Annotated in this window: 11 protein-coding genes and 1 pseudogene; 2 read left to right on the top strand and 10 right to left on the bottom strand. The window is 41.0% G+C overall.

Annotated elements, in window-relative coordinates:
- Positions 1 to 207 precede the first annotated feature (207 nt).
- The 8 genes from cas6 to PJF56_RS15300 all read right to left on the bottom strand — a co-directional run bounded on the left by cas6 (position 208) and on the right by PJF56_RS15300 (position 9,800).
- Positions 208 to 1,017, bottom strand: coding sequence for a CRISPR-associated endoribonuclease Cas6 (gene cas6, locus PJF56_RS15335; protein ID WP_283763562.1), 810 nt, complete (start codon positions 1,015 to 1,017; stop codon positions 208 to 210).
- A 13-nt stretch (positions 1,018 to 1,030) separates the two neighbouring features.
- Positions 1,031 to 1,654: a hypothetical protein gene (locus PJF56_RS15330; RefSeq protein ID WP_283763561.1), complete on the bottom strand. Its 624-nt coding sequence runs from the start codon at positions 1,652 to 1,654 to the stop codon at positions 1,031 to 1,033.
- 7 nt (positions 1,655 to 1,661) lie between these two features.
- Entirely contained in the window at positions 1,662 to 2,267 is a 606-nt protein-coding gene (locus PJF56_RS15325; RefSeq protein ID WP_283763560.1) for a hypothetical protein, read from the bottom strand.
- Between the two features lie 89 nt (positions 2,268 to 2,356).
- Entirely contained in the window at positions 2,357 to 4,456 is a 2,100-nt protein-coding gene (gene cas3, locus PJF56_RS15320; RefSeq protein WP_283763559.1) for a type I-D CRISPR-associated helicase Cas3', read from the bottom strand.
- Positions 4,453 to 5,256 (bottom strand): type I-D CRISPR-associated protein Cas5/Csc1, encoded by an 804-nt coding sequence (cas5d, locus tag PJF56_RS15315; protein ID WP_283763558.1) that lies wholly within the window; start codon positions 5,254 to 5,256, stop codon positions 4,453 to 4,455. Before cas5d ends, cas3 begins: the two co-directional genes overlap by 4 nt.
- Before the next feature lie 7 nt (positions 5,257 to 5,263).
- Entirely contained in the window at positions 5,264 to 6,364 is a 1,101-nt protein-coding gene (cas7d, locus tag PJF56_RS15310; protein WP_283763557.1) for a type I-D CRISPR-associated protein Cas7/Csc2, read from the bottom strand.
- A 43-nt stretch (positions 6,365 to 6,407) separates the two neighbouring features.
- Positions 6,408 to 9,551 (bottom strand): type I-D CRISPR-associated protein Cas10d/Csc3, encoded by a 3,144-nt coding sequence (gene cas10d / locus PJF56_RS15305; protein ID WP_283763556.1) that lies wholly within the window; start codon positions 9,549 to 9,551, stop codon positions 6,408 to 6,410.
- A gap of 60 nt (positions 9,552 to 9,611) precedes the next feature.
- Positions 9,612 to 9,800: a hypothetical protein gene (locus PJF56_RS15300; protein WP_283763555.1), complete on the bottom strand. Its 189-nt coding sequence runs from the start codon at positions 9,798 to 9,800 to the stop codon at positions 9,612 to 9,614.
- 84 nt (positions 9,801 to 9,884) lie between these two features.
- Here PJF56_RS15300 and PJF56_RS15295 point away from each other — a divergent pair, with 84 nt between their 5' ends.
- The gene (locus PJF56_RS15295; RefSeq protein WP_283763554.1) at positions 9,885 to 10,769 is read left to right on the top strand and encodes a helix-turn-helix transcriptional regulator; all 885 of its coding nucleotides are present in this window, start codon (positions 9,885 to 9,887) and stop codon (positions 10,767 to 10,769) included.
- A gap of 97 nt (positions 10,770 to 10,866) precedes the next feature.
- Here the strand turns inward: PJF56_RS15295 and rfbB are convergent, their stop codons facing one another.
- Together rfbB and rfaE1 are read right to left on the bottom strand one after the other, a co-directional pair.
- Complete coding sequence (gene rfbB, locus PJF56_RS15290; RefSeq protein WP_283763553.1) at positions 10,867 to 11,940, bottom strand: dTDP-glucose 4,6-dehydratase; 1,074 nt, start codon at positions 11,938 to 11,940, stop codon at positions 10,867 to 10,869.
- Positions 11,941 to 12,250: 310 nt separating this feature from the next.
- Positions 12,251 to 13,300, bottom strand: coding sequence for a D-glycero-beta-D-manno-heptose-7-phosphate kinase (rfaE1, locus tag PJF56_RS15285; RefSeq protein ID WP_283763552.1), 1,050 nt, complete (start codon positions 13,298 to 13,300; stop codon positions 12,251 to 12,253).
- A 19-nt stretch (positions 13,301 to 13,319) separates the two neighbouring features.
- Here rfaE1 and PJF56_RS15280 point away from each other — a divergent pair.
- Positions 13,320 to 13,548, top strand: a pseudogene (locus tag PJF56_RS15280) (hypothetical protein); the annotation flags it as partial.

The following is a 13,548-nucleotide window of genomic DNA, read 5'->3' as shown; positions in this document are numbered from 1 at the left end:
CGCGGTAATGGGTAATGGGTAATGGGTAATGGGAAAACCATTTTTTACGCTATGCGTGCCCATTCTTCAGGCTTTTCATGGGACAACACTCTCAAGGAACATTTCGATTACTGTACCTCATAACATCGAAAAACGCTGTAATTGTTAATTGTTAATTGTTAATTGTTAATTGTTAATTGTTAATTGTTAATTGTTCATTGTTCATTGTTAATTGATCCGCCTTGCCATGCCCATTCCCATGGTGGTTTTGCGTCCAATTCCGCAGTAGAGGGCATAGTTGGCGAGGGTATTAAGGTGTTTGAGTGTGGTAGGGGTGGCATCACCGAGAAGTCGCAACGTAATTTCGCCAATGGAGCCAATAAACTTACTCCGTTTATCGGCAACGATCGCCGTTTGGATATCGAAAAAACTAGGAAATACGGTATCTAGAACGAGTTCGGGCATCTCAATACCGCTATATTTATTCCACCGTTGGCGCAAACTGGCGAAGAGGCGATCGCCACTGGGCAGCGCCGTATCATATTTCCCTTGGCGGAAAGCCATGGGGGTAGCAATGCAGAAGCGAAAGGTATTATCCGTCTCTGAAGCTTCCTCGTAGAGTTGGCTGTAGGAACAGGAGTTCGCCCAGGGATGGGTAGACTGGGGAGAAGCGAGGATACTGGTAATTGTCAGATCCGCAGGGCCTAAATGCCAAGGTTTATCCCGGTTGAGATGGAGCCACAGTTGGGTAAGTTCTCCGAAGAGGGCATCATCAAGCAGGGAGATCCGCCACCAGCAGGAGGTTTCAGCAGGGATAGCTTGCTGATGTTCGCACTGTAGGATCTTGAAGCGGTGACGGGTTTGCAGGGGGGAGAGGGTGAAGGCTTTGTCGGCTTGGGAGTCGTGGAGGCGATCGCCTAGGGTGCGATCGACAGAGCTAACCAAGCTAAGAAACAGTGCGTGTAAATGCCGTCCGCTCAGGTATCCGACGGGGACGGGAGATCGGGGAGTGAGGTTGAGAACGAGACTATAGGGCATGTCAATTAACAATTTAGGGTTTTTGTGTAGCTAGATAGGTTTGGATGGGATGGAGGAGGATGCCGAGGATTTTGTTGATTTGGTTGATGTAGTATTCTTGGCGATCGATGGAAGCGAGGTTATTTTTGAGCATGATAAACTTCCAAACCGTTCCAGTAGAAACCGCGCCATAAATAGCCGGTAAGGGTTGATTTTGCCGTTGGTTAAACAGTTGAGCAGCCACCATAGTAGCGATACATTGTCCGAGTCCACCTTTGATGTTTTCATTTTTGGCTTCAACAATGGTAATAATGGGCGTGCGGATAAAATATTGTTCGGGGGAGCAACTGAGGATATAGTCGCAGTAACCAGAAAGTCCTCGGTCTTTATCCACATCAAATTCCGTCCCCGAAAATAGACTAATTTGAGCCTTAATTTGGCGACGAACTTCGGCTAGTATGGGCGCAATTAAGAATTCCGATCGCGCTTTTTCGGTGTTTATCGCCGTCGCTAGGGGCAAGTATTCCTCTAAAGTTTGCTGGAGATACTCAGAGGGCGTAATTTCTGGAATCTCGGTAAACAGGTTTCGATCTTCTTGCAGTTGCAGATCGAGATGGGTTTGCACGCTTTCCAGGGTAGTGAAGTTACTGTAGGACATGATAAAATTAAGGGATAAGAGTGCGAATGAGGATGCGTAAGAGGGGTTCGAGATCTTCAAGAAGGCGATAACTGTCTAACCCTTCCTGGAAGTGCTTTTGCTCCCGATCTAAGCGCCCAAATTTCCAGATGAAGCCCGTGGTAACCGCACCAATCAAGATCGGCTGGTTAGGTGTCTTTTCCCAGCGATCGAGAGCAATCATTTTAGCCATCAGTTGCGTAAAGCCACGGTTTAAATCTTCTTTTTTGGCTTCTAGGACTAATAACTGACTTTCGGTTCTGAGCAAATAATCTAGAATGCCTTGCAGTGGCTTAACTGTTAAGGGGTATTCAATCCGTAGGCAAGATTTGGTGTACCGAACTAGGTCTAAAAGGACTGGAGCAACCAGGACTTGCCGACGGGAGGTTTCCGTGGTTAAGCTGACGTGGGGTAAAACTCGCTCGATGTGCGATCGCGTTTGTTCGAGTAGATACAGCTCTCCTGGGTATTGGGGGAGATGTAGGAGCGATCGTTCTAAGGAATAACCGAATTCTTCCGCCAAATCTTGGGGGTCAATGTTTAGGTCAAAGATTGGACTAAAAGTATAAGATTGGTTGGGATCTAGGATTTTCATTGTTTATATACCTGCCTTAGAAAATACAAGTGTATTTTTGTGTTTTGTATGAACTTTAATCAAGATTTGTAGACTAGCATATTAATATTTTATTTTTTTAGATTCCAATATAAGCTATCTAAAAAGAAAGCATCTTGATTAAAAGCAATACTCCATGATTGGGAACTAAGACTACCCCCTGGTAGAATAACTTTTAATTCATAAACCTCAAATAAAGGTGGTAACGCACGACCTAACTTAATAGCTTTGGGATGACTATCTATTACCCAGGCGACAAAAGTTTTCCGATTTAGGGTTCGTTGAAGTAACCTTATCGGTATTTTTGGATGGGTTTTAATTTCTAAATCTTTGAAGGTAGTAACTTGACCAACTTTCCCACTAATATTATCTTCTGGAATTTCAAACCACACTTGTCTGGTTTTTTGACTTTCATCTATTAATCCAATTAATTTTAAAAAGCCATACACGCCAAGCAATTTTTCTGGTGATGATTCAATTAGTTTTGCAAATCGCTTTTCCCGTTGCACTTCATAAAACCACTCTGGTTTTCCTGAGCAAATGTTATCTAATTTAGCTACAAAAGTTTTTTCATCTAACTCTTGAAAAACACCTCGACGTAACAGAAACATCAAATTATATCGCTTGACAGGAAAACCTATATCTTTATCATCTCGTTCATCAATAATAGCTGCTTCAAAACCGTTGCCTCGAAATGTTAGTAAAGGCTTCAAAATTAATTCATTTTCATATCTCCATCGCTTTTTTTGTGCTTTCGAGTAATCTTTTCCAGTTAAATTTTCAATAACTTTAGTAATTTCTTCTTTAATCTGGGGTTTAGTATCTGGTTGAAACATTGCTAATACTAAGTTAGTAGCTTCAATCATTTCCACACAAGCGTGTTTAGCTAAGTAACCCTTAAATTCTTGAGGTTGACGATAAGCTTCTTCAATTAATTCTCGTAATTCATCCCTTGTTAAAGTGGGATTTGATTGAGTTTTTTCACCTAAAAAATTGTAGACATAATCTGGTACTAATGCCAAAACTTCATTAGGAATAGAGAGTGATTTAGAATGTCTGGCAATGCGTCCAAATCGTTGAATAAATTGGCTGCTAGTTCGAGCTTCTAAAGTTAAAAAATCTTTCTCAAACTTATTTTTGAAATCTACTCCTACTTCTATGGTTGATGTTCCTATAGTTACTTTTTTAGCTAATGCTTCCTGACGCATAACAGTGGAACTTAACCCATGAATTTCTCCTACTAAATCAAAATCAAACGCATTTATAAAACGTTTTGCTGCACCAATAGCTGCTGCCACTGAATCAAAAATTGCAACGTAACGAGCATCAGAATATTGTTGATTAAATGATTCAATTTCGTCAAATGATTCATCTAATGCTTGTAAACCTTGCCAACGATTTAATTCAGCAGGCACTAATTTCAGATTGACTGGATGAGCAATAATTCTAGCATCAGGGTTATCTGATGGATGAGACTCAACTACTTCCACCCACAAACCTAATTTGTCGCGCAGCAAATTTACCATTTCTAAGTTGGGGGTTGCTGAAGCAAAAATGAATACCCGACCAACTTCAGAATTAATTGCATTTAAAGCTCCAACAAAATATGCGGTATCTGCTTGTTGTTTGACATTGTAGAGATGAAATTCATCAAAGGCAAACAAGCGGTAACTACCCACCAATTCCCAAAGTCTTTGACGTAAACTGTTGATTTTCGGATATAATCCAAAAGCAACGTAAAATAAAATATCTGGATTAGTGAGTAAAACTGGTTTGTAATTTAACAGAGTTTCGAGAGTCTGACTATGACGTTGGAGTTCGAGATTAATTTGCCATTCATCTAGTGCTTTACTATCTACTCGGATGACTCTATTGCTACCAACTTTTTCATATTCCTCAAGCAAAGTTCTTTCCTGATCCGCCAATAATTCGTTAGTTGGATAAACGCCAAACATTGGTTTTCCCGTATTAATGCTGTAACCATAGGATGTTAATGTCTTGCCACTACCTGTAGGAGTAATCAAAAATAAACATAAAGTTCGTTTTGACTCGAACGCTTCAGATATTAACTTGTAAGCTTCCCACTGATATTGATATGGATGCTTACCTGCTAACCATTCGTCAGTTTTGATTTGCTCTAATGCAACTGGTAAAATATTTAGATTAATCATTTTTTTCGGCCTTTTTTCGTGGTTAGCGACCGCGCAACAAAACTCATATTTCCAGGGAGAAATACTTGAGCTATTTTTTCCACTTGTCGGTCTGTTTCTTCAAATTCAACAAGATAGTATTTACCAGACTTGTACTTAGGATTAGCAATAAGACGAGTTGGTAAAGTTGATGGGTAAATATCACAAACAATTGGATCGACTGGAATATCTCGCCAATTTAGTAATAATGATTCTGTGCGACTTTGTTTTTCTGTTCGTTCTCTTTTTTTGGTAATTTTAGCGTCAAAATTTCCCTCTTTCTCTTCAACTTTTTCAGCTTTTTTAAATCTCAGACATGATTTTCCCATAAATTTGCCAAGACGAATGTAACCTTTACCTGTCAAAAAATTCTCAAAATTAGGAAATTTTTCCAGACAATTTGGATTAGCGATCGCCACATAAAATTCAAAAGTGCTACCTGGTCTAATTACACGAGCAAAACCCCAGTCAGGATAACCAATATTACGTTCTTTTTTCGGGAAACCATAAACTTCCTGAATTGTATTCCATTGAATTAGGCGATAAGATATTTCTAATGGTCGTGCAGGGGTTAAGTAAATTCCTAATTGATTGAGAGGTTCCAAGTCTTCTTGATATTTTGGTTTTTGAAGCTGATGAAAATAGGGCGACTTTGCTAATCCCATGGCATAAGACAAGGCATAGTTATGGATATATGCTCCCGTTTCATAAACTTTTCCTCGCTCGGTAGTGGCGAAGAAAATATAATCCATAGTCTCTAATTTTCCTCGGTAAATATCCATGTTTCAATTACTTACTAATTTCACTAGCGAAACTGACAGACTGAGTATTGAGTTCGCGTAAAAATTCTGTCAGAGACGATTCATCTTTACTTAAATTGCGGGTTTCACTCAGTATTTGATCAAGACCATCTACCCAATTATTAGGTTGAGTGTCACCGAATTTTTCTAAATAGTTACTATTAGTAATAATTTGCAAACGACCGTTCAAATCTTCTGTGAGGGTTTGAATAACTGCTGGAATATGGTCATCAAAATTTTGCTTAGATAGAAATACTTTGAGTAAGTCAATATTTTCATCGCTTTCAAAAGCATCATAAAAACATTGACTGAACTCTAAATTAGAAAACAATTCCATATCGGAAAAAGCAACAGCCAAAATATGGTTACGCATAAACCCCTGTCGCGTTGACTCTTTCCCATAACGAGTTGTCCGCATCAAGTTAATCAGAATGTAAACAAACTCATCCATTGTCAAATCTACAGTCGTGACAACAGAAGGGAGAAAGACTTCCGGAGAAGTATAGTCATATTCTGTAATTGTTCCAGAAGTTTGAGTTTTTTCATCAATCACATTAAATTTCAAGCCTTTTTGAATCAAAGCGTAGGGACGAACGCTGAAGCAAGAATCAGTTATTACCCGACTTCTACGAGAACCTTCTCCTTCAATTGCAGCGTAACCATAGGTCATACAATCAGTACAATGTCCACATAACCCTGCTGTTAGGTAACAGTCATCTGTAGTCTTGTCCTTCTTTTTCGCATCTTCCCCATACACAACCCGCTCAAATTTCTTATCTTTGCTAATTATTGCATAAGGAAACACCCCATACTGTCGCATCAAAGCTTTACCCGTCCGTCGTTCTGGTGCAACTTGTTTCCGTTTAAACATCACCAGTCGATCCATAGGATCGGAATGCGTTAATCCTGCTTGAGTACGTTCAATATCCTGTTGTTGTCCTCCTTCCGTCGTGAAAATTGCATAAGATTTTGTTTCCCGCAGCATGATAATACTTGCATATTTACCCATTGGTGTTTTAGGGATATTGCTGACAAAGTATTTGGCATACTCTTGTAAAGAATTAATTTGTGCAATATTGTTGTTAGTCATTTTTTCTTTCTCCTAATAAAATTTATGAATTGTCGAAAATAGTTTACTCAGTTTCTTCCGAATCAGATTTATTTGTGTTTTTCGGTTTGGCAGCTTCGTATGCTTCCCATTTTTGATTGATGTGTCTATCTGTGTAATAGTAAATTCCATCAGCAAGACTATTTTCTAGCTTCAAAAATTCAGCAAACGAGCTATCTGCTCTATTCAAAAATACTTCATCAACTACTATATCAATCAATTCGCTTACCAATTTTCCTAAATCATTTTGAGCGGGATTAATAATGCCATTGCCACGTTTATTTGTCCTTCGTCGTTCCATAGCTTTAAGCACAGTTCCCGATGTTTGTTGCTTCAATTCTTCAATCGTTTGTTCAGAAGGTGTGGTTCCTGTTAAAGCCGTTTGGCGCAACTCAGGTACTAACCTAAAAGCAGAACGCATTGCATCTACAACTTCCCGAAAAGCTAACTCATAATTATGTGCTTTTCCGCGTCCATATTCGCGATATGGCAAACGAATTTCTAATGATTTTTCAGCGATTTTTGTAACTAAATCCATAAGTTCACCTCCGAAATATTCTAGTAAAGTTTCACAAGCTTTTGTCAGAACAGGAAACGGGGATTTATCCTCATTCAAACGACCATATTCTTTGTAAAAATGCACTCCCGCTAATGGATTTACCGTCACATCTCCTAATCGTTCAGCAATTTGTTTGTCTTTGCTTTGAGAGTTAGGACGATGTACGCAACTGGTAATTATCCACAAAGCTGCACATAAATCTAAAGCACGTTCTAAACCGTTTTTATGTCCTGACTCAGTTCCATACAAACTGACTGTATCCGCTCGACTTGCCAGTTTAGGGTCTTGGTCATTTCCGAGCAGTTTCGCAATAATTGCAGGGGGTGAGTCTAGGGTGACAGTTGCTTTCAGTTCGTTAGGATGAGCAACAGGTAAATAAGGTAGTTCGGTAACATAAACCCGACTGCTAGTAAGACTAGAAATTACTGTCGCAGCGAATGTTGCTTTTGCCCATGCTTCAGTGCGAGTGGGAGAATTATCATCTCCACCTCTAGCTGAATGTTCCCAGGGAATTAAATAATAGTTTGCTTGAGGTTTTAATTTAGATTTTTCCTGACTGCTACTATTGTCTTGCTCCTCTTCTTCACTAAATTCTAGAGTGCTTTTCGCCATTAACAGTCGTTCCCCCACATATCCTTTTTTTTCAGCTATTCGTTCTGCTTCGCGATTAAAAACATCGATCGCTCTATCGATCCAGTCTGAATCAAGTTTGCCTTGCTCTAACCATAATCTAGGAAAACCTGGTGCTGACTCTCCATAGTCTCGTATCGGTAAAACAGTAACTTCTCGCAACGGACGCAAGATTCGATCCAAGAATTTTGCATATTCTGGTGTAAATGAAAATGTCGGCAATACATACAAATGAATGCGACGAGAATTATTGTAATCAGCACCACTTGGTAAAGCTAAACCTACCAATTTACGCATGATAAATTCTAAATGGCAAATTGGACACCAAGGGCGTAGTTTACCAATAGATTTTGCAGGTAAAACCCGGTTAGAAAAGTTCTGTCCTGAATCTCCAAAAACTCCCGTTCTTAAGTCTTGGGTATATTCACTAAATTGATTACAAATAGAGCAAATTTTGGAGTAGCTTTTTTTCTTTTGAAGGCTATATCCAGATATTGCATCGTCACTTAAATTAATTTCAGGTGCAAAAGATAAATGTAAATTCTGTTCTAAATATTTAGTTAAATCTGGAGTAAAACCAAGCTCAGAAACAATTTTATTTCTACCTTGATTAATATCAATTTTTTTCAGGGAATTTATAGTTTTTTTGTGAACCAATTCCATTACTGTTGCATCATCATAAGATTCTGCGGAACGTTCTTTAAAGTCAGAACCTTTCAAAAAGTGATATGCAGGTATTATTATGTACTTCCCAAGTCCACCACTAGAAAATAAAGATTCATCATCTTTCAGATTAGATATAATTTCTTCAGGTACATCAAAAGTTTCACAAAACCAAATTACTCTATCTAAATCTGGAGCTAGTTGCTTTAGAGAAGTATCTAAATAAAGAAAGTATCGTCTTACCAAAGACCATTTCTCCTGAAAAGGTTTTGATTGATTTAAACTAACAGAAAACCGAGTTTCAAATGTTTCTTTCCAATCTTTAGGAGCATTCTTTTTCTCTGCTGTTTTGTTAATATCTTCATCTATCTTTTTTGGTTCAGCTTTATTAGTAGTTTCTAAAGCAATTTGCATTAAATTTTCTAAGTCAGAAAAAGTATAAACATACTTTTCAAAATCAAATTTTTGAGTCCGCATCCCTTCTTTAGCTGCCGACTTAACCATTTCTGCTGATGGCTTCAAACTATTTACCACATCGCCCACAATATTTTTTACTAAATCTTCTCTAGAAAAATCATCAATCTGTTTAACTCCAATATATAAAGTTCCTGTGGCAAAATAGGCTATATCTTGAAAACCTAGTTCTTGATATAAACGATTTTTAACAGCAGTATGTATTGAATTGGTTAAAACTCCTCGAATATCTTTTAATTCGTGACTATAAAGTTTATATTTTGTCTTAAATTCTGGAGCCAAATCTTTCAGATAGTTTTCTAATGAAAAAACCAATTCAGATGGTGATGGAACTGATGCAATAGTATCAGCAATTCTGACTAAAATCCAAAGAAAGTTACTATTCTCATCATTTGAAAGCAATAAATCGCCATGATATGTACTTCTTTTACTAACATTTCCAGCCCGCATCAAATGTGCGTCCACTTCACCAGCAAAATCAACTAAATTAAGTTTTTTGTATTCTTTTTCTAGTCTTTCTAGAGGAATAGAAAATTCGGATGCCCCGATTTTTGCAAAGTCGTTAAACTTATGGATATCGTGAATGCTGTACAAAGCTAAAGCTTTACGAATACTTGAGTGATTTAAGCCATAACAGAATATTTTTTCAGCTTCAATAAACTTAAGAATCTCAAATAAACCAAAAGCTCCATTAAGAATATGTCCGAGCATTGATTGTTCAGCTAAATGAGGATAATCTGGCCCTCCTTTCGCTAGGAGCAGATGATAATTGTTTTGATACATAGCTGGAATAACGATATCTATGTAGTCTTGAATAGTTTGTTGTAGTTCTAACTGTCTCATATTTATCACTTGTTAGTCATCACTCTCATCATTCTACAGCCCACTGGAAGAGCCTTCTTCCTACTGAATCAACCGATACTCGTACTGATTTTTTTCCACATGGCGCTTATCAAACTGATACCCGCGCTGCTTCAAGCTATGCATGGTGGCTGAGAAGCGATGGCTGATTTTGTCTACCAGTTCCTGGGTGGAGTGCCAGTTGCCGTCAGACATTAGATGCAAGAGTCGCTCTCCTAACGTTTCCTTCATAGGTCTTTCCTTTAAGTTCCAATGCTTTTCACATACAATTAGCAGTATGGCATAAAAATCGCAAAAGTACAAGTACAAATTTAGATGGTTCGCAAAAAAGAAACGATTACACTGTCAATCCCGCCAGGAACCAAGGAGAAGCTAGAGGCGATCGCAGCTCGTCTGGAGATTCTCTGGGGAAGCAAACCCAGTATCTCCGGTTTACTAGTGGCGATCGCCGAACAAGCACCAGAAACCCAAAAACTCTTTACCCTCAACAGCAGTCAAGTCCAGGCCTTGCGTCAAGCGCTCAATCTCCTGGATGATGAGGGTTACATTGGAGAAGCTCGGACAATTCTGGATCTGTTGCTCAAACATGGAAATCTAACCCCACCCCTAAGACAATCCTTTGAGCAACTCGACAAACAACTCAGTCAAGCATGGCGTATTCAGGTCGATCGCTATATCGATCGCCAGCAACCCTTTCGCCTGTGGTACGAAAATGCTCAAAACAGCAGGCTCATCTTTACCGTGCGATATGCTCAAGTCTCCTTTCATGAAAAGCGCTCCTACCTGGAGATTTGGTGCAATGAGACCGAAGATCTGATCAATACAGAGTTCCCCGAACTGATCCACAATCGTTGTTTGCGTTTCAATCGTATTCAGTCTATTGACGATACTCCAGGGGATTGGCGGCCCGAAGGTTTACAAACCCTAGAAGTATACTTACACTTTTATGGAGGAATGGTCAGAGCCTATCAACCCAAAGGAGATGAAATCCAAGATCTAACCATTGGAGAGGTCAGACAGGTTGTGCGGCAAATCTCCAATCCTTTCTGGTTATTGCGGGAAGTGCGGCGCTATGGTGAAGACTGTGAGATTATTGCACCGCAGAATCTGCGCGATCGCTACATTCAAGAACTGCAAGCACAATGCCAGCAATATGGCATCAGCATTACAGACAAGGAGGCTTTAGACAATATTCGATAAATCAACTTTGCTATGGCTGTTGAGTTTCAATATTTTACAGTCAAAATAGGCACTTAGAAGCCCGGTTTCTCGAAGAAACTGGGCTTCTAAAAGCACCTTACCCTTCGTAAACTTGGCGGTAATAGTCCTGATATTCTTGGGACAGAAGCGGTTGCCACCAATCTTGACGATCTAAGTACCATTTCAGGGTTTGGCGTAGTCCTTCTTCCACCGTAACGGAGGGTTGCCAGCCTAATTCGGTTTGAATTTTCGTCGAATCGATCGCATAACGGCGATCGTGTCCGAGTCTATCCTTAACAAAGGTAATCAGATTGCGACAGGGACGCACGGGAAGTTGGGGCGCGAGTTCATCCATGAGATCGCATAAAATCGTCACTAAGTCAATATTTTTAACTTCATTATTTCCTCCTACATTGTAAGTTTCCCCCGGTTTGCCCTTATGAATAACTGCATCTAAGGCGCTGCAATGGTCAATCACATAGAGCCAATCGCGGATATTTTGACCATCACCATAAACGGGTAAGTTTTTACCAATTAAGGTGTTAATGGTCATTAAGGGGATTAGTTTTTCGGGGAATTGATAAGGGCCATAATTGTTGGAGCAATTGGTAATAATCGTCGGTAAATTATAGGTATGATAATAGGCGCGAACCAGGTGATCGCTCCCCGCTTTCGAGGCAGAATAGGGACTATTGGGAGCGTAGGGTGTCGTTTCTTGAAAGGCGCGATCGCTGGGCCCTAAAGAGCCATACACCTCATCGGTAGAGACATGCAAAAATAACCCTTTTTCGTCAGAGAGGGTGGGATAATGCTGGCGGAAGGCTTCTAAGAGGGTGAATGTACCCACAACATTGGTTTGCACAAATGCCCCTGGGCCGAGGATGGAGCGGTCTACATGGGATTCGGCGGCAAAATGGGCAACCGTATCAATGCTCTCTTCGGCTAAGAGTTGGTCAATGAGGGGGCGATCGCCGATATCCCCCTGCACAAACCGAAACTGAGGCCGATCCTTCACCGGCTGTAAATTCGCCAAATTACCCGCATAGGTAAGCGCATCTAAGACTACTATGCGATCTTCCGGATGGCGATCGCACCAATATTGGACAAAATTCGAGCCAATAAACCCCGCACCACCCGTGACCAAAACACGACAAGAATCACGATTTTCCATAACCTTAAATATCCTTAACCTAGTGGACTGTCTCAGCTAATTTGGTGCTGGAGGAATGCGAGCGTCTCGCTCGCTAGGGAAAGGCAGCGAGCAAGATGCTTGCACTCCTCCTTTTGAGAGAAAGGCAGCGAGCAAGATACTCGCACTCCTTGCTTTTGAGAAAGGCAGCGAGCAAGATGCTTGCACTCCTCCTTTTCAGAAAGGCAGCGAGCAAGATACTCGCACTCCTTGCTTTTGAGAAAGGCAGCGAGCAAGATGCTCGCACTCCTTGCTTTGAAAAAGACAGAATCTATTCCCCACTGCCTACTCCCTACTCATTGTCCAGCATATCCGCCAAAGCCTGCTTCATCTCTTCACCCTGAGTCGTTGCCGTTCCAAACTGACGCACGACTATAGAAGCCGCCAAATTACCCAACACCGTTGCTTCCCAGAACGAAGCCCCCACACACAACGCCAAAGATACGGCCGCAATCACCGTATCCCCCGCTCCCGTAACATCAAACACCTGACGACGGTTAAAGGCGGGAATATGAACCATGGGCTTTCCAGGTGTAAATAAGCTCATACCCTCATCCCCGCGAGTAATCAGCAGATGACTAGCTTGAGTCATTTTCAACAAATCTTTCCCCGCTTGCATTAACCGCTCATCGTCATCAATGCTATAACCCACCGCCTGTTCTGCCTCTGGTAAATTGGGAGTAAACAAGGTCGCTCCCTGGTAGCGTTGCAAATCCTTCTGAGTATCCACCATCACCCGTTTGTGGCTTAAGGCTGCGGAAATCACGGGGGAAAGTTGCCCATCCGGTCGAGTGCGAAAGACCCCATCCCCATAGTCCGAACAAATCACCCCATCTACTTGGTCTAACTGAGCGCGAATATAATCCGCTAAAGCCTGTTGTAGCGCCAAATCTGGCAACCGATCCGACTTGCGATCGACCCGCACAATTTGCTGAGTGACCGACTGACGAGCATGGCCAGAAATGCGACTTTTGGTGACTGTGGGCCGGGTTTCATCGATTAACATGCCTTGAGTATTAATCCCCGCTTCCTCAAAAATCCGCCGCAGGGCTTGGCCTTGGTCATCTTTACCCACGATCCCCACGGCTTTAATCTGACCCCCCAATTTCGCCAAATTATAAACCGCGTTGGCTCCCCCTCCAGGAATTTGGCGGGTTTCCTCATGGCGTAAAATCAGAACGGGGGCTTCTCTGGAGAGTCGTTCCACTTGACCGGTGAGGAATTCATCTAGGGTTAGATCGCCAACCACTAGCACTTTAGCAGTCGGGAAGCGATCGATGAGATCGGTTAAACGGCTTTGGTTCTGTTTGAGTTGCCCGATTAAATCTGCGGGTAGGGTCATATGGGTTGGGATATGTTGAATGTTAAACCTTCATCAGTCTACGATCGCCGATGAACCCTGGCTACGGGATACGCGCCCCATTTCTGGTAATATTATTTCATCGAAAGTTGCACAATCGGCGATCGTGACTAGATTTATCCATGACCAATTCGCGAAACAATATCTCAATGAAATGCTTTCCTCTTTTGGCACAGTAGAAACCAGCAAAGATGTGGTCTCAGAAGTGCGCCAAGTTGATGTTTTCTTTA

The organism is Roseofilum halophilum BLCC-M91 (genome assembly GCF_030068445.1).
Lineage (GTDB): Bacteria > Cyanobacteriota > Cyanobacteriia > Cyanobacteriales > Desertifilaceae > Roseofilum > Roseofilum halophilum.
Note: the sequence above shows the minus strand (reverse complement) of the source record. Positions and strands in the feature narration are given on the sequence as shown.

Excerpts from the sequence above, each read along its gene's own strand:
- cas6 (WP_283763562.1), bottom strand. The coding sequence starts at position 1,017 with ATGCCCTATAGTCTCGTTCTCAACCTCACTCCCCGATCTCCCGTCCCC.
- PJF56_RS15330 (WP_283763561.1), bottom strand. The coding sequence starts at position 1,654 with ATGTCCTACAGTAACTTCACTACCCTGGAAAGCGTGCAAACCCATCTC.
- PJF56_RS15325 (WP_283763560.1), bottom strand. The coding sequence starts at position 2,267 with ATGAAAATCCTAGATCCCAACCAATCTTATACTTTTAGTCCAATCTTT.
- cas3 (WP_283763559.1), bottom strand. The coding sequence starts at position 4,456 with ATGATTAATCTAAATATTTTACCAGTTGCATTAGAGCAAATCAAAACT.
- cas5d (WP_283763558.1), bottom strand. The coding sequence starts at position 5,256 with ATGGATATTTACCGAGGAAAATTAGAGACTATGGATTATATTTTCTTC.
- cas7d (WP_283763557.1), bottom strand. The coding sequence starts at position 6,364 with ATGACTAACAACAATATTGCACAAATTAATTCTTTACAAGAGTATGCC.
- cas10d (WP_283763556.1), bottom strand. The coding sequence starts at position 9,551 with ATGAGACAGTTAGAACTACAACAAACTATTCAAGACTACATAGATATC.
- PJF56_RS15300 (WP_283763555.1), bottom strand. The coding sequence starts at position 9,800 with ATGAAGGAAACGTTAGGAGAGCGACTCTTGCATCTAATGTCTGACGGC.
- PJF56_RS15295 (WP_283763554.1), top strand. The coding sequence starts at position 9,885 with ATGGTTCGCAAAAAAGAAACGATTACACTGTCAATCCCGCCAGGAACC.
- rfbB (WP_283763553.1), bottom strand. The coding sequence starts at position 11,940 with ATGGAAAATCGTGATTCTTGTCGTGTTTTGGTCACGGGTGGTGCGGGG.
- rfaE1 (WP_283763552.1), bottom strand. The coding sequence starts at position 13,300 with ATGACCCTACCCGCAGATTTAATCGGGCAACTCAAACAGAACCAAAGC.